The sequence below is a fragment of the Dyella mobilis genome, assembly GCF_016904945.1.
Taxonomy (GTDB): domain Bacteria; phylum Pseudomonadota; class Gammaproteobacteria; order Xanthomonadales; family Rhodanobacteraceae; genus Dyella_B; species Dyella_B mobilis.
The window spans coordinates 272,124-292,668 of record NZ_JADIKF010000037.1; the positions used below are offsets into that span (position 1 = coordinate 272,124).

The 20,545-nt window shown below is 63.2% G+C and carries 17 protein-coding genes; 12 read left to right on the plus strand and 5 right to left on the minus strand.

What is annotated here, in order from left to right:
• The first annotated feature begins 90 nt into the window (after nt 1-90).
• The 5 genes from ISS99_RS07125 to mutM are packed head-to-tail and all read left to right on the plus strand — an operon-like array spanning nt 91 to nt 4,261.
• Nucleotides 91-840 carry an ABC transporter ATP-binding protein gene (locus ISS99_RS07125; RefSeq protein ID WP_204630903.1) on the plus strand — a complete coding sequence of 250 codons (750 nt, stop codon included), beginning with the start codon at nt 91-93 and terminating at the stop codon, nt 838-840.
• On the plus strand, nt 837-1,622 hold the full coding sequence (locus ISS99_RS07130) for an ABC transporter permease (RefSeq protein ID WP_204630904.1): 786 nt from the start codon (nt 837-839) through the stop codon (nt 1,620-1,622). The genes ISS99_RS07125 and ISS99_RS07130 overlap by 4 nt, the downstream gene beginning before the upstream one ends.
• Entirely contained in the window at nt 1,622-2,947 is a 1,326-nt protein-coding gene (locus tag ISS99_RS07135; protein ID WP_204630905.1) for a GldG family protein, read from the plus strand. The genes ISS99_RS07130 and ISS99_RS07135 overlap by 1 nt, the downstream gene beginning before the upstream one ends.
• Entirely contained in the window at nt 2,944-3,432 is a 489-nt protein-coding gene (locus tag ISS99_RS07140; RefSeq protein WP_204630906.1) for a hypothetical protein, read from the plus strand. The genes ISS99_RS07135 and ISS99_RS07140 overlap by 4 nt, the downstream gene beginning before the upstream one ends.
• A 1-nt stretch (nt 3,433) precedes the next feature.
• Nucleotides 3,434-4,261, plus strand: a complete 828-nt coding sequence (gene mutM / locus ISS99_RS07145) for a bifunctional DNA-formamidopyrimidine glycosylase/DNA-(apurinic or apyrimidinic site) lyase (protein WP_204630907.1) — start codon at nt 3,434-3,436, stop codon at nt 4,259-4,261.
• A gap of 12 nt (nt 4,262-4,273) precedes the next feature.
• Here the strand turns inward: mutM and ISS99_RS07150 are convergent, their stop codons facing one another.
• Together ISS99_RS07150 and ISS99_RS07155 are read right to left on the minus strand one after the other, a co-directional pair.
• On the minus strand, nt 4,274-5,050 hold the full coding sequence (locus ISS99_RS07150) for a hypothetical protein (RefSeq protein WP_204630908.1): 777 nt from the start codon (nt 5,048-5,050) through the stop codon (nt 4,274-4,276).
• A gap of 25 nt (nt 5,051-5,075) precedes the next feature.
• Complete coding sequence (locus tag ISS99_RS07155) at nt 5,076-5,708, minus strand: thymidine kinase (protein ID WP_204630909.1); 633 nt, start codon at nt 5,706-5,708, stop codon at nt 5,076-5,078.
• A gap of 179 nt (nt 5,709-5,887) precedes the next feature.
• On the opposite strand from ISS99_RS07155, the gene ISS99_RS07160 reads away from it, so the two are divergent.
• From ISS99_RS07160 to bluB, 3 genes are all read left to right on the plus strand, one after another.
• Nucleotides 5,888-6,646, plus strand: coding sequence for a YfdX family protein (locus ISS99_RS07160; protein ID WP_204630910.1), 759 nt, complete (start codon nt 5,888-5,890; stop codon nt 6,644-6,646).
• A gap of 206 nt (nt 6,647-6,852) precedes the next feature.
• Complete coding sequence (locus tag ISS99_RS07165) at nt 6,853-8,835, plus strand: UvrD-helicase domain-containing protein (protein WP_204630911.1); 1,983 nt, start codon at nt 6,853-6,855, stop codon at nt 8,833-8,835.
• A gap of 9 nt (nt 8,836-8,844) precedes the next feature.
• Nucleotides 8,845-9,570 carry a 5,6-dimethylbenzimidazole synthase gene (gene bluB / locus ISS99_RS07170; RefSeq protein WP_204630912.1) on the plus strand — a complete coding sequence of 242 codons (726 nt, stop codon included), beginning with the start codon at nt 8,845-8,847 and terminating at the stop codon, nt 9,568-9,570.
• 83 nt (nt 9,571-9,653) lie between these two features.
• Here the strand turns inward: bluB and ISS99_RS07175 are convergent, their stop codons facing one another.
• Nucleotides 9,654-10,673: an AI-2E family transporter gene (locus ISS99_RS07175; RefSeq protein WP_284343780.1), complete on the minus strand. Its 1,020-nt coding sequence runs from the start codon at nt 10,671-10,673 to the stop codon at nt 9,654-9,656.
• Between the two features lie 92 nt (nt 10,674-10,765).
• Here ISS99_RS07175 and ISS99_RS07180 point away from each other — a divergent pair, with 92 nt between their 5' ends.
• The 3 genes from ISS99_RS07180 to plsB all read left to right on the plus strand — a co-directional run bounded on the left by ISS99_RS07180 (nt 10,766) and on the right by plsB (nt 15,710).
• Complete coding sequence (locus ISS99_RS07180; protein ID WP_204630914.1) at nt 10,766-11,662, plus strand: 5'-nucleotidase, lipoprotein e(P4) family; 897 nt, start codon at nt 10,766-10,768, stop codon at nt 11,660-11,662.
• A gap of 327 nt (nt 11,663-11,989) precedes the next feature.
• The gene (locus ISS99_RS07185) at nt 11,990-12,973 is read left to right on the plus strand and encodes a hypothetical protein (protein ID WP_204630915.1); all 984 of its coding nucleotides are present in this window, start codon (nt 11,990-11,992) and stop codon (nt 12,971-12,973) included.
• 67 nt (nt 12,974-13,040) lie between these two features.
• Nucleotides 13,041-15,710: a glycerol-3-phosphate 1-O-acyltransferase PlsB gene (gene plsB / locus ISS99_RS07190; protein ID WP_204630916.1), complete on the plus strand. Its 2,670-nt coding sequence runs from the start codon at nt 13,041-13,043 to the stop codon at nt 15,708-15,710.
• 69 nt (nt 15,711-15,779) lie between these two features.
• Here plsB and ISS99_RS07195 read toward each other — a convergent pair whose 3' ends face one another.
• A complete protein-coding gene (locus ISS99_RS07195; protein ID WP_204630917.1) occupies nt 15,780-16,808 on the minus strand; it encodes a hypothetical protein in 1,029 nt (342 codons plus the stop codon).
• 425 nt (nt 16,809-17,233) lie between these two features.
• Nucleotides 17,234-19,948, minus strand: a complete 2,715-nt coding sequence (locus ISS99_RS07200; protein WP_204630918.1) for a S8 family serine peptidase — start codon at nt 19,946-19,948, stop codon at nt 17,234-17,236.
• 7 nt (nt 19,949-19,955) lie between these two features.
• Here ISS99_RS07200 and ISS99_RS07205 point away from each other — a divergent pair, with 7 nt between their 5' ends.
• Nucleotides 19,956-20,216: a hypothetical protein gene (locus ISS99_RS07205; protein WP_204630919.1), complete on the plus strand. Its 261-nt coding sequence runs from the start codon at nt 19,956-19,958 to the stop codon at nt 20,214-20,216.
• Nucleotides 20,217-20,545: the final 329 nt, after the last annotated feature.

Sequence of the window (20,545 nt, forward strand, 5' to 3'; positions counted from 1 at the left end):
TACCGCGCCCTTGCTTGCACTTCCGTTAAAACACCGCTTCGTGACGGTGACCGGTTGTGCGCTGTATAGGGTCGCCCCGACAATCATGCAATGAACGCGCCGAACCCTGCTTCACCTCCCGTATTGCAACTTGAACAGGTCGTCCGGCACCGTGCCGGCCGCCCCGCCGTACGCGACCTGAGCCTGCGCCTGGAAGCGGGCCAAGTGCTTGGGCTGCTTGGAGTAAACGGCGCCGGCAAGTCGACCACCCTGGCCATGATCGCCGGGGCATTGCTGCCCGATAGTGGGGTGATCCGGCTGCAAGGACAGGATTTCTCAGAACACCCTGAACTGGCGCGGCAGGCGATCGGCTGGTTGCCGGAGGCTGCCCCGCTGTGGCCGGAACTGACCGTGCGTGAACATCTTGACGCGCACGGACGGCTGCGCGGTATTTCTGGCGCCAATCTCAACGCCATGCGCGACGCGGTCTTGGAGCGGCTGGACCTTAAGGACATCTCGCGCCGCCTGGCCGGCGTGCTGTCGCAAGGTCAGCGCCAGCGCTTGGGCCTGGCCTGCGCGCTGCTGCATCGCCCGGCTCTGCTGGTGCTGGACGAGCCGGCCAACGCCCTGGATCCGGTGCAGGTGGTCGCACTGCGCGGCCTGCTGCGCGAGCTGGCCGCAAACGGCACGGCGGTGATCCTGTCCACCCATCAGCTGACCGAAGTCACGGCGGTCTGCGACCGGGTGGCGATTCTGCACGAAGGCAGCTTGCGCCACGACGCGGCATTGCCGGCCGAGCAGCATGCCGCTCTGGAAAAAACCTTTTTCGACATCGCCACCCACCGAGCCCAGGCCGCATGACACTTTTTGCCGTGACGCGGCTGGAACTCCGCCGCCTGTTCGTGCGTCCGCTCGGCTGGTTCATCGCCGCCCTCGCACTGGCCGAACTGGGCTGGCGCTTCGCGTTGTTGCTGCAGATTTTCCTGCTCAACCAGGTACGCCTCGCCGCCTTGCCGGACGGCCCCGGCTATACCGACCTGGTGGCGGTGCGCATGTACAGCAGTTTCATCACCGGCAGCCCGCTGCCGTTCGGCGTCATCGAGCTGGCGCTGCTGCTGGTGCCGCTGCTTACCATGTCGACGCTGGCCAGCGAACGCAGCGCCGGCACGTTGCAACTTTTGTTTGCCAGCGGGCTTTCTTCGACGCGGATTCTGCTCGGCAAATATCTCGCCGTGCTGATCTGGCTGGCATTGTGGCTGCTTCTGGCCATCGCCATTCCGATCAGCCTTGCGCACGGCACGTCGCTGGACTGGGGCAAGCTTGCCGCCGCCACGTTGGGCACCTTCCTGGCGCTCGCCGTGCTCGGCGCGATCGGCGTGAGCTGCTCCGCATTTGCCTCGCACCCCGCCGTGGCCGCCGTCGCCGCCTTGATGGCGGGGTTGGCGCTCAACTGCGTCAATCTCGGCGCGCAACTGGCCGGCGTCAACAATGGTTTCCTCAACTGGCTGGCGATGAGCACGCACCAGGAAACGCTGCTGCGCGGTCTGGTATCGAGTGCAGATATCACGTGGTTTCTGCTGGTGATCGCCGTTGCATTGGCCTTGGGCGTACGCCGGCTCGCGGCTGACCGGGAGCGCGGCTGATGCAAACCTTGCTCCGTCGCCTCAATAGCTGGTTGTTTGCGCTGCTCGTGCTGCTTGGCGGGTTGGCGATCGGCTATCTCACCTCGCGCCACGATCGCGTCGCCGATTGGACCTACCGCAGTCGCGCCAGCATGTCGCCGGAAACGCGCGCGGTATTGGCCAAGCTGGACGGTCCGGTCGACATCGTCAGCTATGCCAATCCGCAAGGCGACCTGCGCCAGACGATCGCCGCTTTTCTGCAGACCTATATCCGAGCCAAGCCGGACATCCACCTGAGTTTCGTCGATCCGCAGAAAGATCCTGCCGCGATGCGCAACCTCGGCATCACCGTCGACGGCGAATTGATCCTGCACTATCGACAGCGCGAACAGCGGCTGGATGCGCTGAACGAACGCAGCCTCACCAACGCGCTGGAGCGGCTGGTGCGCGGCAGCGATCGCATCGTGGCGTTCGTCACCGGTGACGGCGAGCGCCGTGCCGACGGCGTCGCCAACGCCGATCTGGGCACTTTCGTCAGCCAGCTCGAACAGAGCGGCATGCGTGCGGTGCCGCTCAATTTCTCACAAACGGCAACCGTGCCGGAACAAACCGACCTGGTGGTGCTGGCCAGCCCGCAGGCTTCCCTTTCGTCGGCGGCGACCAAGGCACTGCTCGACTACCTGGGCAACGGCGGCAATTTGTTGTGGCTGACCGACCCGGGCAACCTGGACCCGAGCCTGCAACCGCTCGCCGATGCGCTGGACATCCGCGTGCTGCCCGGCGAGTTGATCGATCCTTCATCGTCGGCTGCGCTGGGCCTGAAGGACCCGCGCATGATTCCGCTGGGCGACTATCCGCCCAGCGCGATCACGCGCGGCTTCACGCTTACCACGCTGTTTCCGGAAGTCGCGCCGCTGGCCGAAGCGCGCAAAGGCGAATGGCAGCTCACACCCTTCCTGCGCTCCAGCCCCCAGGCCACGATGCAATCGGTGGGCGATACGCAAACCAATGCACTCAAGGGGCCGCTCGATTTCGGCTTTACGCTGAGCCGGCTTTCGCCCAGCCCGACCAAGAGCGAACAGCGCGTCGTGGTGATCGGCAATGGCGACTTTCTCTCCAACAGCTATCTCGGCAACGGCGGCAACCGTGCCCTGGGCGAGCGCATTTTCGACTGGCTGCTCGGCGACGACGAATTGATCAACCTGCCTTCGCGCAGCGCACCCGACCGCGTGTTGACGGTGTCGCAAAGTGAACTGAGCCTTTTGAGCTTCGCTTTCATTCTCGCCATACCCGCCCTGCTGCTGTTGATCGGCGGCTTCATCACGTGGCGCCGGCGCCGGGCATGAAGCGCGCAACACGCCGACTACTCTGGCTGATGATCGCCGTCGCCGCCTTGCTTGGGGCCGCATGGTGGCAATTGCGCAGCGACCGACTCGCCGCGCCGGGCACCTTGCTTGCACTCGATCCTGAAGCAATCACCCGCGTGGACCTGCAAATCGGCAGCGCGCCCGCCGAGCATTACCTCAAACGCGACGGCCACTGGTTGAACACGGACACGAACGCACGCGCCGATGACCTGCGGCTGGGCGAATTGATACGCATCGCGGCAGCGCCCGTGCAGAACTGGGCGCCGGCGAGCAGCTATGAGGCGGCCAAGATAGGGCTTGCCCCGGCACGGGCCAAGCTGGATCTGGACGGCCAAACGTTGCAGTTCGGCGGCGAGACCGCGATCGGGCACAATGTCTATGTGCAGGCCGGCGATCGCATCGGCATCGTTTCCCTGCGTTATGCACCGCGCTCGGCGCAAAGCACCTCCATCAAGGCACTCTGACATGCCTGAATTGCCTGAGGTCGAAACCACCCGACGGGGCATCGCACCGCACCTGATCGGGCACCGGGTAAGCAGCGTTACGTTGCGGCGCGCCGATTTGCGCTGGCCGATTCCGCGCGAGATCAGCGAGCTGCTGCCCGGCCAACGCATCGACGACGTGGAACGCCGCGCAAAATACCTGCTGTTGCATACCCAGGCCGGCAGCGCACTGCTGCATCTTGGCATGACCGGGGTATTGCGCGTGTTGCCGCCCGACATCGCCCCGGGCGCACACGATCACGTAGATATCGCGCTCGAGCCGCTACGCGGCGAGCGCAGCCGCATCCTTCGCTTCACCGATCCGCGTCGTTTCGGCTGCCTGCTGTGGCAGCCGGCGGGAGCGACGCACGACCTGCTTGACGGGCTAGGCCCGGAGCCGCTTACCGACGCCTTCGACGGCGATTTGCTGTTCCGCCGCTCGCGCGGACGCAAGGCGGCGGTGAAGCTGTTCCTGATGGACAACGCCATCGTGGTCGGCGTGGGAAACATCTACGCGAGCGAAGCGCTGTTTGCCGCCGGCATCGATCCGCGCCGCGAAGCAGGCTCGGTTTCGCGCGCGCGCTATCAGCGGCTGGCAGGCGAGGTGAAACGCATCCTGGCCTGGGCGATCGAGCGCGGCGGCACCACCTTGCGCGACTTTCTCAATCCCGATGGCGCGCCGGGCTATTTCTTCCGCGAGCTGTTCGTGTACGGGCGCGAAGGCGAGCCGTGCAGGGTTTGCGGCACGGCGATTCGCCAGACCGTACTTGGGCAGCGCTCCACGTTCTGGTGTCCCAAATGCCAGAAATGAAGCGGCCCGCGTTTACGCTTCGCCCTGGGGCCAGTAGAAAGCGACATACGTATTGTTGAATTGCGGGTCGTCATAGCCGCCGCCCAATTCGGCAGTGAGTCCGCCGAACATGCCATCGACCTCCAGCGACTGGCCATCCTTGAAATGGGCCCCCAATGCCTGAAGCTCCATCAGGCGCTGGCACAATGCTCCGGCGCGATCGATGTCGGCCGGCGGCACGTCGCGCAGGCTGATGTCGGGGCGGCCGAACTTGCGCAAGCCGCGCGTGTGGATCCACAGGCGATCGGATTGTTCTTCCTCGTCACGCAGGATCAGCACGTGATGGCGCAGCGGTGCACCGTCCTTGATGAGATAGCGCCGGCGCCACTCCTCGGCGCTGAACAAAGTGAGGATCTGCGGATCGAGAATGGCCACGCCGCCCATGTCCAGCAAGCCGGCCAGTACACCGAAGATGTCGCGCAGATAGCCCGTATCCGCGCTGTCCTTGAAGCGCCCGTGCAACACCAGCACCTGTGGTGCCGCGAGGGCTTTTTCGAAGGCTTCGGGCGAATCGTTCTTGAACAGTTCGCCCAGCGGACCTTTGAGCGGATAACCCTCCCAGTCGCGCAGCACGTGGTGGTGATGGCTGCTCAGCTGCACTTCTTCGGGCAGACCGTCGCTGCCGTAAGGCTCCGAAGGCACGCGGACCGGCTGGAATTCGCCGAACACGTAGAACTGGACGATGACTTCCTCTTCGCTGGATTGCCAGTGCGGGCGCTGCCAGGCGGGAAAATAGACGGGATTGCTCATCGATAGGTCCTTGAGAAAGCGCAGGTCAGCGCCTGTCATCCAGCGGCAGGCTGGGCTGTTGCAACTCGATCCGGCCGTGCCCCCGGGTAATCTTCTTGAACTCGGCACGGCTTACCGACACATAGCGTTCGTTGCCGCCGATCTCAACCTGGGGGCCTTCGGTAATCGCACGTCCCTGCTCGTCCACCCGCACCACCATGGTGGCCTTGCGGCCGGTGTGGCAGATGGTCTTGATCTCTTCCAGGCTGTCGGCCCAGGCCAGCAGATAGCGACTGCCTTCAAACAGTTCGCCGCGAAAATCCGTGCGCAGCCCGTAGGCGAGCACCGGGATGTTCAGCTCGTCGACCACGTCGGTGAGCTGCCACACCTGCGCCTTGGCCAGAAACTGCGCTTCGTCGACGAACACGCAATGCAGATCGCCATGGGCGGCGATATCCGCCTGCACCGCGGCACAAAGATTCTCTGTATGACTGAAGCGCTGCGCGTGCGATTTCAAGCCGATGCGCGAAGCGACGATGCCTTCGCCATAGCGATTGTCCAGGGCCGGAGTGAGGATGAGCGTGCGCATGCCGCGCTCGTAGTAGTTATACGCGCTCTGCAGCAGATTAGTCGTCTTGCCGGCATTCATTGCCGAGTAATAGAAATACAGCTTGGCCATGTTTCCCACCGTGCCTATGGCGGCACATGGTACCGCCATTTCGACTAAATCCGAGAGCCATCGGAGACTTCCGCCGGAACCGCCCCGGATCCGCCCTGTCCATAGATTCCCGCACGGTTTTTCGATGCGATCGGGAAGCCTGGAAGCCGTATTCCTCAAGGACTGACAAGGACAAACACGTGACTCCATACCGCGCAGCCGCCGTTGTCGCCATCACCGTTGCCGCTGGCATCTGCGCATCGGTAGCCGCCGATACCGCTTTAGCGGCGCCAGACGCCCCTCAAAACGCAAGCGCAAGGCACGATCTGCAAAAATTGTCCGATCAAGGTACCCAGGCTTTCCAGGACATCGAGACTGCACGACTGGCCATTTTCAATGGTCATCCGCAGGTGGCCGTGCGACTGATCCGACGCGCGCAGCAGTCGCTGATCGAAGCCGAAGCCGACGGCACCGCTTTTGACAAGGCCGAAGCCGATCTCCATCCACCGCCGGGACAAACCCATCCAGCGCCGGCCGACAACGCAAGCACGACGCGGTGGCTGCCGATCGGCGCAAACCTTTCGCTGGATACCGCCTACCAGGGTGATCCGACGAAAATCGCCGCCGTGGCGGCCGCAGACGCCTACTTGAAAAAGGGTGAGCGCAGCAGGGCCATCGAAACGCTGCGCCTTGCCGACATTGACGTCACTTACGCCCTGGCCGTCGTGCCGGTAAAAAACATCGAGGCAGACGTCGATGAAGCCGCAGACCTGCTCGCCCATGGCAAATACTACGAGGCCAACCTCAGCCTCAAGCAGGCGCAGGACAGCGTGCGCCACGATTGGGTGGACCTGAACGCGGCACGGGCCGAGGGCGCTGCCACGCCGAAAAACGGATTGAAGGAACCCGTTACCTCATCCGTCCGCGATGCCGAACCGGAACCGAGCGACGAAAAATAGTATTCCGTCGCGGCCACATCCATTGCGGCGTCTGCACGCCGGGAACCCCTAGCTCGTCCCCGGCGCCGACGAATCAGGCACTTGCGTCACCCCATTGGCAACCTGCTCGTGCCGATCGATGACAGCTCACGTATCGGAGCGCATTTCCCCGCCCCCACTGGTACCATCATGCGCCGCGCTTCTGCGCATCAAGCTGTGCCCGCCGCATGCTCAATCCCCAACAACTGGCCGCCGTCGAACACGTCGACAGCCCGCTGCTGGTGCTCGCCGGCGCAGGCTCCGGCAAGACGTCCGTCATTACGCAGAAAATTGCCCACCTGGTGCAACGGTGCAAGCTGGCGCCGTCCAAGATCGCGGCCATCACCTTTACCAACAAGGCCGCGCGCGAAATGCGCGAGCGTGTCGGCAAGCTGGTGAGCGCAGAGGATGCGCAAGCACTGACGGTGTGCACCTTCCACGCGCTGGGGCTGAAATTCCTGCAGATGGAGCACGCGCGCGCCGGACTGCGCCGCGGCTTCTCGGTGCTCGATGCCGACGACAGCGAAAACATCGTCAAGGAACTCGCACCCAAAGGTGCCAAGCCCGACGTGCTGTTCGGCATCCGCAACCTGCTCAGCCGCGCCAAGAACAGCGGCCTGTCGCCGGAAGAAGCGCTGGCTGCCGCGCGCAGTCCGCGCGAGCTGGATGCCGCCACCATCTACGAGCTTTACCAGCAGCGGCTCGCGGTCTTCAACGCGGTGGATTTCGACGACCTGATCCGCCTGCCCTTGCGCATTCTCGAAAGCGACGAAGAATGTCGCAACGGCTGGCGCGAACGCCTGCGCTATCTGCTGGTGGACGAATATCAGGACACAAACGATGCGCAATATCGATTGCTGAAAGCATTGTCGGGCGAACGCGGGCACTTCACCTGCGTGGGCGACGACGACCAGTCCATCTATGCCTGGCGCGGCGCCAATCCGGAAAATATCGACCAGCTCGGCAAGGATTGGCCGAGCCTGCGCGTGATCAAGCTGGAGCAGAACTACCGCTGCGGCAAGCGCATCCTGCGCGCGGCCAACAAGCTGATCGCCAACAATCCGCACTTGCACACCAAGAAACTGTGGAGCGAACACCCCGAGGGCGCGCCGATCCGCGTCATCGAGTGCAAGGACAACGAGCACGAAGCCGAACGCATTGCCGGCATGGCCGCCACGCTGGCCGAAAAGCACAAAGTGCGCTGGCACGACATGGCCATTCTCTATCGCGGCAACTTCCAGGCACGCCCGCTGGAAAAGGCACTGCGATTGGCACGCGTGCCCTATCACCTGACCGGCGCGCTGTCGTTCCTCGATCGCGCGGAAGTCAAGGATCTGCTCTGCTATCTGCGCCTGCTCACCAACCCCAGCGACGACGCTGCTTTTCTGCGCGTGGTGAATGTGCCCAAGCGCGAAATCGGCTCCACCACGCTGGAAAAGCTCGGGCAGATCGCGCAAACCCGGCATTGTTCGCTGTTGGAAGCCACGCGTAGCGACAGCGTCCTGCGCCAGCTCAGCCCGCGTCCTGCCGCAGCACTGGCATCGTTCTCCGAGTTGCTGGACGAATTTCGCAGCGCCTCCTTGCACGAAAGCGCAGCCGACCTGGTCGATCGCGTGCTCACGCGCACCCAGTATGCCGCGCACGTCGCCGCAGCTACCGCCGATGCCGCCGTACGCGATCGGCGCCTGGGCAACCTGCGCGAGCTGGCCGACTGGTTCCGCGCGATGCAGCGAGGCAACAACAGCGCCGGGGACCTTGCCGCCCAGCTCGCCCTGCTCAGCCACGCCGACCGCGACGAGCCCGGCAATGCATTGCGCATGATGACGTTGCATGCCGCCAAGGGCCTGGAGTTCCGCTTCGTTTTCATCGTCGGCTGCGAAGACGGCACCTTGCCGCACGATGGCGCCATCGACGAAGGGCGCACCGATGAAGAACGCCGCCTGATGTACGTGGGCATCACTCGCGCCAAGGAATTGCTGACGCTGTCCTGGTCGTCCAAGACCAAGCGCTATGGCGAAATCCACAGCAACCAGCCCAGCCGGTTTCTGCACGAGCTGCCGCAGGACGACCTGCATTGGGAAGGCAAGGATCTGGAAGCCGACAAGGAAGCGGTGCGCGAAACAGCCGAGTCGCACATGGCAAAGATCGCCGCGATGCTGGCCGGCAACTGAGAACACCTCATGACCAACCAGGGCTTTCCGGACGAACAACGCGAAGGACTGTACCGCGCCATTCGCGAACGCCGCGACGTACGCTCGCAGTTCCTGCCCGATCCGATCGCTCCGGAGATACTGGCTCGCTTGCTGCAGGCGGCGCATCTGGCGCCCTCGGTCGGCTTCATGCAACCGTGGGATTTCGTGGTCATCGACAGCCTCGAGATCAAGCACGCGGTAAAGGCGTTGTATCAGCAAGCCAACGCAGCGGCAGCCAACAACTACGAAGGCGATCGCGCGGCGCAGTACCGCCGCTTGAAGCTGGAAGGCATCGTCGACAGCCCGATCAATCTCTGCATTACCTGCGATCGGCAGCGCGGCGGCCCCCACGTATTGGGCCGCAACACGATGCTGGAAACCGACCTGTTCAGCACCTGCCTGGCGGTGCAGAACCTTTGGCTGGCCGCGCGCGCGGAAGGCATCGGCGTGGGCTGGGTGAGCATCGTCGAGCCTTCGCTGCTGGCCCAGGTACTGAAGTTGCCCGAGCACGTGTATCCCGTTGCTTACCTGTGCCTGGGCTACGTCAGCGAGTTCCTGCCCAAACCGGAACTCGAAATCGCCGGCTGGCGCTCGCGCCTGCCGCTGGAACAACTGTTGCACGGCAATACCTGGACTGGCGGCATCGATGACGATGCGTTGCTCGCTGCGGTACGCGGCAATCAGGACGGTGCAGGCATCAAGCCCAACGATTGAACCGTTCCCACCCGTTGCCTGGAAGTCTGAAACGCTCGCACCACGTCGGTCGAAACGCCCGGCATCCCGCGGGGCGGCCATCGTCAAATCATCCCTTCCGTCTCGAGCTCACTCTTGAGATACGCGTAGTAAATCGGCGCCGCCACCAGGCCGGCCAGGCCGAACGCCGCCTCCATCGCCAACATGGCCACCAGTAACTCCCACGCGCGTGCGCGGATCTGCGTGCCGATGATGCGCGCGTTGAGAAAGTATTCCAGCTTGTGAATTACGATCAGGAAGCACAGCGACGCCACGGCTACCCACACCGACACCGAGAGGCCGGCGATCGTCACCGCCGTATTGGAAATCAGGTTGCCGATCACCGGCAGCAGGCCGGCGAGAAAGGTGACCACCACCAGTGTCTTGCTCAGTGGCACGTGGATATCCAGCAGCGGCAGCACACCGAGCAGGAAGATGCCGGTGGCCGCGGTATTGATCAGCGATATCTTGATCTGCGCGAACACGATGTTGTGAAAAGCTTCGGCCAGGTGCTGGCAACGCTCGCCCAGCGCCGCCGCCAGCGGCCCCACCTGATGTGGCGGGCGGGCGCGATTGAGCGCCACCAGCGCACCCAGCACCATGCCCATGATGATGCGCACCAGCACCCGCGCGGTTTCCTTGCCGAGGTTCTGCAAACTCATGGCGTGCTTGCGCGTGAGATCCAGCGCCATCACGCGCAGTTCGTCCACGCTGTCCGGCAGCCGGCTGGTGATCGCTGCCGGTAGTTGCTGGCGCGCCTTTTCCACCAGGGGCATCAACTGGTCCTGCCACAGCAGGTCGGGGTCGCCCATTTCCCGGCGGAAGAAGCCGATCAGCGCAACGACCAGCAAGGTGAGCAGGCCGACCACGACCACACCGAGCACCGTCACCACCACCAGCCGCGCGCGTTCACCGGAAATGCGTCGCCCCAGCAGCGGCGTCATGGCGTGCACCAGCTCGTACACCAGCAAGCCGGCAAGCATGGCCGGCAGCAGATGCAACAGCAGCACCATCGTCAACGCGAAGGCAGCCAGGAGATAGCTGGTGATGCGAATGCCACGGGCGGATTGAAGCAGGGCAGACACGAGCGGGGACCTGTGGGATGACCGGTTCGGAGCAAGTCTGTCATAAACTTGCGGCATCCTCCGCGGACTTTCGTCGCTCTACAGGGTGTTTCATGTCCAAGTCCCTGCCTTTCGTTCTGGGCACCACGTTTCTTTTGTGCAGCTGCGCCAGCCAGGTACCGCGCGCACCCGCCGCAGCCACGCCTGCGCCGGTTGCTGCGCCCGCATCGCCCGCCGTCCCGGCGGACGACAACCTCAATGCCGTGGCCTGGACGCAGAACGCGCTCGAGCATGACCTGATCTACCTGGAAACCTATCGCAACGCGCAATCGCAGTTGCTGGCGGCGCTGAAGGACAAGCAATGGGATGCGCTGCCTTCGGACGATCGCATTGCGCCTTACAAGGGCCTCAAGCCGGCCGTGATTCTGGATATCGACGAGACCGTGCTGGACAACTCGCCCTACCAGGCGCGCCTGGTACGCAACGGCGGTGAATACAACGAAGCCGATTGGGCCAAGTGGTGCAAGGAAGAACGTGCACGCGCCTTGCCGGGCGCCGTGGAGTTCACGCAGTTTGCGGCCAAGCACGGCGTTGCAGTGATCTACATATCCAATCGCGCTCAAGACCTGGACCAGGCCACGCTCGACAATCTGCGCAAGGTCGGGCTGCCCGTATCGGGGCCGGAAGCCTTTTTGGGCCTGGGCACCGTGCTGCGCGGCTGCGATCAGGTCGGCACCGAAAAAAACTGCCGCCGCCAGCTCGTCAGCCAACACTACCGGGTACTGATGCAATTTGGCGATCAACTCGGCGACTTCGTCAGCGTGATGAGCAATACTGAGGCCGGCCGCGCGCAAGCCATGGCCCCCTATACGAACTGGATCGGCCACCGCTGGTTCGTATTGCCCAATCCCACGTATGGTTCGTGGGAGCCGGCGCTGTTCAACAACGACTGGAGCGCGCCGCGCGGCCAGCGTCGCCAGCAAAAGATCGATTCCTTGCGCATTGATTGAATTTTAAATCAATCACTTACAACGCAACACCTAAAGTATTGCATGAAGTTTGGCGGACCCGTATCATGGGCTCCGCCGAATCCTGCTGACCTCCAAATTCACTGCGGGCAACGGCCATTTCCCTTCCGGCGATGCCGGCATGACCCCGCGAGGCCCAACGCCCGTGGGGTTTTCTTTTGGAACCGACTCGACGTTTCTGTACGGTCCTCGTCGGACGCAAACCGCGTGTATGCGTGGAGACATGCAACAGGCTCTAAGATGCACCGCGGCGCCCTTTCCGCCGCAGGCCCAGCCGGGTCGCCACTGCCCTCACCCCTGAGAGATTCCATGCGTTTTCAGACACTTGGCCGCAGCCTGCTGGTTCTGGCGATGCTCGTGCTGGTCGCCTGCCACAACAAGGAACAAACCACCGAGGCGCCTGGAGGCGCCACGCCTGAGGCCGCCGTGCAGCAATCGGTAACCCTGCTCAAGGCAGGCGATTTCGCCGGCTTCTGGAAGCAAGCCCTGCCCCCGCCCGATTACGCCAACCTGCGCGCAGATTGGAAGCTGCCCCGACCCGACCAGCGCCCGATTACCGACGAGGACCGCGCCCGCTTCACTCAGGCCGTGCAGCAACTCACCGCCCCGAATGCGGAAACCACGTTGTACGACCAGCTCAAACCCAAGCTGGCGCAAATGGAAACGCAGTACCACGACCAATTGCCGATCATGATCGGCGTGGGCCAGGCCATCCTCACCACCGGCATTGCGCAGAGCAAGACGCTGACCGAGAACCAGAAGCAGCAGGCGCGCGACGCGCTCAATGTGCTGCTGCCTTGGGCGCAACAAGCGCCATGGTTCGACCAGGACAAAGCCAAACAGTCCGTCGGCGTCGTCGTGGCCACCGCACGCCAGCTCAACCTGAAAAGCCCGGACCAACTGCAAAGCATGGATTTCGACGACGCCATGAAGCAGTACTCGCTGGCCTACGGCGGCCTCAAGCAATTGCTGAGTGTTTATGGACTCTCGATCGACGATACCCTGGACTCCGCCAAGGTGAGCATCGTCAGCGTCGACCACGATCGGGCCACGGTGAAAATCGACTACACACTGCTGGGCAAACCCTTGAGCACCGATACGCAACTGGTGCAGGTGGATGGCCGCTGGTATAGCCAGGACCTGCTCGACAGCACCCGCGCCCAGCACGAACAACTGACCCATCCGACCGCACCCGCATCAGGAACAAGCGCTCCGACCCCGGCGACAAGCACGCAAGCTCCGGCTGCCAGCTCGTCCGCGAGCCGTGCGGTGGCGGTCAAACCCAAAGGCTGACTTACTGACGCGCGCCGTCTTCACATCACGATCACAGGCCGCGACCAGCTAACGATAGAATAGGCAGATGCCGACTATGACGACCGCGGAAACCGCCTACCGCAGCCGCGCCCCCTGGTGGTTCAATCTCGCCGGGCACCTGCTCGAACCCTGGGTGCGCATTCGCCGCGACCCGGCAGAACCTGCCGCGCTGCTGAAAAGCGATGCCACGGTTTGCTACGTGATTGAGCGCGACGGATTATCCGACGCGCTCATTCTCGACCGCGCCTGTCGCGAGGCCGGCCTGCCCAGTCCGATGCAACCGCTGGCGTATACCCGCCGCAGGCGTTCGGTGTTTGCGCTGGCCCGTCGCGATGGCGAAGTGTTCGGACGCAACCGCAAACGTTCGCCGAACGAACCGATCGGGCAACTGATCCGCTCGCTGGACGTTTTCCCCGATCACGACATCCAGATCGTGCCCGTCTCGATCTACGTCGGACGCGCACCTTCGCGCGAAACCGGCTGGTTCAGCGTGCTGTTCTCGGAAAACTGGGTAATGGTCGGCCGCTTCCGCCGCATGCTCGCGCTGTTGCTCAACGGCCGCGATACCGTGGTGCATTTCTCCGCACCGGTGTCGCTGCGTTCGGTGATGGCCGAAAGCGGCGAACTCCGGCAGGAGCGCTTTGCGCGCAAGATCGCGCGCGTACTACGTACGCATTTCCGCCGCATCCGCGCCGCCGTGATCGGTCCCGATCTTTCGCACCGACGTACGGTGGTCCACGCCGTGCTCAACGCCGAACCGGTACGCAATGCGATCACGGCCACCGCGGCCAAAGAAGGCATCGGCAACGCCAAGGCCTTTGAACGCGCACACAAGATGGCGATGGAAATCGCCGCCGACTACTCGCATCCGGTGGTGCGCTCGCTGTCGTTCCTGTTGCGCAACTTCTGGAACAAGCTGTACGACGGCATCACCATGCATCACTTCGACAAGGTCCGCGCCGCGGCACCGGGTTACGAAGTGGTATATGTGCCCAGCCATCGCAGCCACGCCGATTACCTGTTGATGTCCTACCAGCTGCACGCCTCGGGCGTGGTGGTGCCGCACATCGCTGCAGGTGTAAACCTCAACCTGCCGCTGATCGGCCCGCTGCTGCGTCGCGGCGGTGCCTTCTTCCTGCGCCGCAGTTTCAAGGGCAACGCGCTCTATCCGGTCATATTCAACGAATACATGGCGCAGCTGATCGACCGCGGCGTGCCGATCGAATACTTCATCGAAGGTGGGCGCTCGCGCACCGGCCGCCTACTGGCGCCGCGTGCCGGCCTGCTGGCCATGACCGTGCGCGCGTTTCTGCGCGCGCCGCGCCGCCCCGTGCTGTTCCAGCCCGTGTACATCGGCTACGAGAAGCTGATGGAGGGCAAGAGCTATGCCGGCGAACTCTCCGGCAAGCCGAAAGAGAAGGAATCCCTGCTCGGCCTGATCCGCGGCCTGGGCGTGCTGCGCCAGCGTTATGGCCACGTCGCACTCAACTTCGGCGAACCGATCGAACTGACCCCGATGCTCGACGCGGCCAGCAAGGACTGGCGCGAAATCACGGCCGATTCGAACGTGAAACCGGAGTGGTTGAATCACGTGGTCGACAAGCTGGCCGAGCAGATCCAGATCAACATCAACCGCGCTGCCGACGTCAACCCGATCAACCTGCTGGCCCTCGCCCTGCTGGCAACGCCCAAGCATGCGATGGCGGAAAACGATCTGCTGACGCAGCTGGACCTGATGAAGTCGTTGTTCGAGCAGTTGCCTTATTCCGACCGCATGACGCTCACCCCGCTGGCGCCGGCGGCGATCGTCGCCTACGGCGAGCAGATGGGCTGGATCACCCGCGTGCGCCACCCGCTCGGCGACGTGCTGACGGTGGAAGGCGAGCCGGCAGTGCTGCTCAGCTACTTCCGCAACAACGTGCAGCACATCATTGCGCCGGCGGCATGGGTGGCCTGTTGCTTCCTCAACAACCGCCGCATGACGCGCGCCTCGATCCTGCGCCTGGGCCGCATCATCTATCCGTTTATCCAGGGTGAACTGTTCCTACCGTGGGACAGCGAAGGCTTCGGCCAGCAATTGCAGGCCACCATCGACTTCTTCGTGCGCCGCGGCCTGCTCGAAGCCACCGGCGAAGGCCGCGTACTGGAACGCGGCCCCGGCCAGGACGACGCGGCCTACCAGCTGAGGGTGATCGCGCGCGGCCTGATCCAGGCTTTCGAGCGCTACTACATCGCCATCGCCGCCCTGGTAAAGAACGGCCCGCACACGGTTACCGCGGCCGAGCTGGAAAACATCTGCACGCTTACCGCGCAACGCCTGAGCCTGCTCAGCGAACCTTCCGCACCGGAGTTCTTTGACAAGGCGCTGTTCCGCGGCTTCATTCAGAAGCTGCGCGAAGGCCGCGTGGTGTGGACCGACGACAACGGCAAGCTCGACTACGACAGCGCACTGGAAGGCATGGTGCGCGACGCGCGTGTCATCCTGGCGCGCGAAATGCGCCACTCCATCCTGAAGATCACGGGCGGCGATCCGGAGAAGGAATCCGCACGCCCTGCCGCCAAGCAAGCCGAAGCCGCGCAATCGCCCGAACCGGATCCTTCCGCCGAACAAGGCGAATTGCCGCTCAATACCAGCGAAGAGCTACACGAGCGGCACGTGATCGTCGAGCATCGCGAACACGATCACGTGGCAGCCGATCACGACAAGCACGTATGACATCCGGGACGACAGCCTTCCGGCTCTCGTCCCGCCATGCAAGAAGAGGCCGTCCCTGGCCTCCTTCCGTCAATAAAAGACCGTTACGTCCGTCGGCGACGCGGCAGTCTGATAGCTGCATTGCACGTCTGACGAAGGTGCATCGACCTCGCCGGCAAACGGCGGGGAAGCGATCAGGTTTCCGTTGATGTCAGTGACCGATATGTCATAGAAATCCACCGATGTACTCGCTGGAAATTGCGAGCAATCGCTGATGTTGTACGCCTCCAGCACCCCGCCGAACACCCAGTACAGCGGATCGTAGGCATCGGTCTGGTAAGCCAGGCTTTGATTGTTGGTCAGGTCGATGGACGTCACCGTGGCGCTGTTGTTGTCGCATGGATCCTGCGAACAGGTCGAAGCCACGATGCCTTCGATGGTGTCGCCCGTGCTCACGTTGAATGGACCGTTGTAATAGTCCTGGCCGTTGAGGCAGCAGTTCCAGTTGGTCATGTGCCAGCCTTCGCCGAAATTGCCCCAGTCCAGCACGGGCTGGAGAATGGTGGCATTGCTGTCGGTATCGGACTGCTCCAAGCCATTGAAGAAGAAGTTGATGGCGTCGCCCGGATTGCTCGGTGCCGACGGCACCACCCAATACGAAGTGATATTGCCGATGGCGACATTGCTCTCGTAGTTCGCATCGTCAACCCAGCCGTTGACGGCCTGGGCAGCGCGGCGACGCAGCGACTGAAACGCGGGCCGGGTGACCGCGCCGTTCGGATCGATCCGCGTGCCGTCTTTCGTGTAGCGCGGCTGCGTGCACGGAGCTACGGTGCGGTGGCTGCCATCTGCCGCTTGAATGCTGCCGTCGTGACGCAGACTTTCTCCCGGCAACAAGTGATGCACACAGGCGGCGGGGAAAAATCCCTGCGGCGTGACGACATAATCGGCGGGCACGTCCGCCGGTCGCGCATTGGCGTCCAAAGATGCCACGGTGCGCAGTTGCGGCGCGGATGCATCGGCCGCTTGCGCCGTGATAGCGGTCGTGCCCAGCAAAACCAGGGCAGCAACCATCAAGCCGCCCATCCACGGGCGGCGTTTATGCTTGAACGAAGCCATAGATCGCGTACTCCTAATCTCTGAAAGATGGAAGCGCGCTCCCTCGCTGACGAAGAGCCTTTCTTCGCAGGCGTCGCGGATATAAAGCCCCAAGTATCGGCCCTCTCCAACGCGTCCCCCGGACACGTGCTTTGCATGCAAAGCACGCGCAATGTCGCCACCGCATCGTGCAGCGAATGTGAAGCATCAGAGGTCGATTTGAATTGTGCGAAGCTCCTCACAGAGGCCTTTCAGATGCGCACAAACACCCTTTCATCACGTGACGAAGTCGTCATCGCGGCGCGATGATCGCGAGAAGATTATTGCGCTGCCGGACGGAACGAATTGCCTCAACCGATGCTATTGACGAAGACCGCGGCGTCGGTACAAACACCGCTGCTTGATTGAGCAAAGGCAACGGCTCCGTGCCAATGACCATACGGGTTTCAGAAACGCAAACGGAACCCAGCGCTGACCATGGCGGCATTGGTGCGCCCCCCAGTAAGTTGGCCGTTGAGATTCACAAACCAACTCCAGCGCTTGCCGACCTGCGTGTTGACGCCGACACCTACCCAGCCACTGTTGCGCGGCGAGTTGACACCTTCCAGTTGGAACGTGGCCGTGGGCGCTCCCGCGTATGCCGCGGGAAAACTCAGATTGCTGCCGCTCATCAGGCGTTGGTACAACGCATAGGCCTGCAAGGTGGTTTGCCCTCCTTCCCAATTCCAGCGATAGGCCACGCGCGTACCGATCTGGCCGTCCGTCTGATTGAAGGTGGCCGAGGGCGAGGCGATGCCGTAGCCGCCAGCCCCTTGTTCCGCGATGCGGCCGCGATCCAGGCTTTCCAGGCCCAGCGACGCGAATGGCGTTACGCTCCATTGCGGACCGCGGATCACGTAGCCTGCTTCGCCATAGAGCGAAGTGAGATGATCCTTGCGCACGCTGGCAATCGCTTCGCTGCTGTTGCCAAGCACGGCCCAGCGGCTGGTGTTGCTGGTGATCCAGTCTTCGCCGGCGCTCGCAGCGACATACGCCTGGCCCACGTCATAGCGACCGTACAGCATGCCGCCGACGGCGCGCGAACTGCCGCTGCCGGCCTGAAGATCGTAATCGGCGCCGAGGCGATTCCAGTTCACGCCGAAGCCGGCGGACACGTGGTCGCCAATGGCAACGTCGTATCCACCCACCGATCCGCCGCCGCTGTATTTGCCGGTGGCGTAGCCCGCCTGTCCAATGTTGCCGCCGGCACCGATGGCTTGCAGCCATGCGCCATGCTGAGCGGGAGCGTCGTCCACATCAACCAGGCGATCGGCCACCGAACGATTGACGATGCCGCTCTGCTCGAAGGTCAGCGCCTGCGAGGAAACCAACATCTGGCCGGAGAGCGAATCGATCGAAGTCTGCGCCTGCTCGATCGAGGTGACGTGCAGGAATTGTCCTTCCGCCTGCAGGAAGGTGGGGCTGCCCGATGCACTGGCCGCCGTGGGCGAGTAGGTTTGGTTCAGCGCGGTCTGGATGTGCTGCGCCGTCTGTTGCGTCGTTGCGGCATGGGGCATCGTCGTCTGCGCGACACCGGCCACCGATGGACCGCTGAGCGTGACATTCACCTGGGTCGGCGTGTAGCTGGCCGAGCCGCTGCTGAACACGCTGCCTTGCACGACCAGCGCACCGAACTCGCCTATGAGTCCACCCACTGCCTGCAACACCACGCCAGTCACTTCGCTGGCCGCGTTGCTGATCACCGTAAGGGTGGAGCTGTGGAGCGATGCCTGCCCGGACACCTTGATCGGCGAGCCCATCTGCACCACGGTGTTGGCAGTGGACGATGCCGTGTAGTTGCCCTGCACCTGCAAGCTTGCCGATGAAGAGGCCGGCGGTGTGCCGTTGAGCACACCTGCGTTGGCAATGTTGCCGGCAATCACGCCGGTCGCGTACAGCGCCGCCCCTTGCGCGACATTGATCGCCGGCACGGTCAAGGAATTGCTGGTGGTGAACGAACCGCCGTTGACGCTGACGCTGCCGTCGAAAGTATCCGTGCCGGTGATGGCGAGATTCCCGCCGTTGATGGTGATGCCGGCGAAATGGTCGTTGCCGGTAAGCACAAGGTTGCCATTGCCGTCCAACTGCAGCGTGCCGGCTCCGCTCATCGTGTTGGAAAACACGCCAGAATCGCCGGCGGGTATGTTGACGTCGAACACACCCCAATCCAGCGCACCGGGACCATTCACCGCCGCCGCCGCATTGACCAGGCCATAGCCGTATAGCGATGGATCACCCAATGACGTTGCCGTTCCCAGCAAGGTCTCCTGCACATTGTTGCCGGTGAAATAAGGAAACCGCTGCCACACCAATGCTGCAGCACCCGTGACAATCGGCGCTGCGAATGACGTGCCCTCGCCCGCGCCCGAGGAAAAGGACGTGCCTGTTACCGGCGAAAAAGTGAGATTGCCCGGCGCCGCCAGGCACCATGACGCCGCCACGCCGCACGCATTGGACGGTTCCGCGCCGTGATCCAGGCTCACCACCTGGCCCGAGGCATTGATGGTCACATTGACCACCGCCAACCAGCCTTTTTGCAGCGAGGGTTCGAGATAAGGAAGTCCGGGCTCCACATCCGGCTGGCTGTTGCCGCTGTTGCCCGCTGCCCACACCAGCAACCCGCCGGCATTCACGGCCGGCTGAAAATACGCTTGCTCCTGTGCCACCAGCGAACCGCTGCCGGTGCCTTGCGACGTGATCGGCTGTTCCACGTTGTAGGAATTGTTGAACAGCCGTACGCCCTGATTGAGCAGATCCGTATACGCCTGCGGCACCAGGCTCAAATTGAAGCTCGCGTTGGCATCGCCGACACGCGCGACGTATAGCGACGACTGCGGTGCGACGCCGCCGTAGAAGGGATCGCCGATCGGACCGTCACTGTTGGCGCTACCGCCGAGAATTTCCGCCACCACCGTGCCATGCCCCGAGGGATCGGCAGGCGAGGTATTGCCCGGGTCCACGTAATCCTTGAACCAGCCGATGCGCCCACCCAACGCAGGGTTGCTGGCCTGTGCGCCGGTATCGACGATGCCGACCTTTACGCCCTGGCCTTGCACACTCGTCGAGGAACCGCCGGAAGCCCACGCCGCGGGCACGTTTTCCGGATCCAGCTGCAAACGCAACTCGGCATTGACCTGTGCCGCGGTGATCGTGGAAGTAGGCGAAGGCGATGGCGTCGCTGACGGCGACGACGAAAGCGAAGGCGAAGAGGATGGCGATGGCGCTGGAGCGGTCGTTGCCGCCGAAGTCGAAGCCTGTGTCGAGTTCAGCGACGCGGACGCAGGTGCAACACTGGACGGTTGCACATTGCCATTGCCGCCACCGCCTCCACCGCATGCGCTCAACGAAAGCGCCAAGCTCAATGAAATCGAAAAAGCCAATACGTTTTGACGCCCCATCACCACAACCCTGCCCGTTACACATCGAGACAAAACTCACCGCGCAGCCGGGTGCACGCACTCGGCCTGATATTTGGATGTGCAGTTCCCACGTGCTTGCGCGCAAAGCGCCTTCACGCTGCGTGGGCAGAAAAATTGCTGAAGCGTTGCCAGCGAGCTCGATTCAAAAAACGCGCACCGCGGCGTCGAAAGTCGAACCGCTCGCGGTGCGTGAACGCGTACACCCCTGATCTAGGCACCCATCAACTATCTAGACTGCTAAACCCGATGACAGTCGAAGCAAGACGAATGCCAGCCTTTTTTCAGACCTTTTTGTTCAGC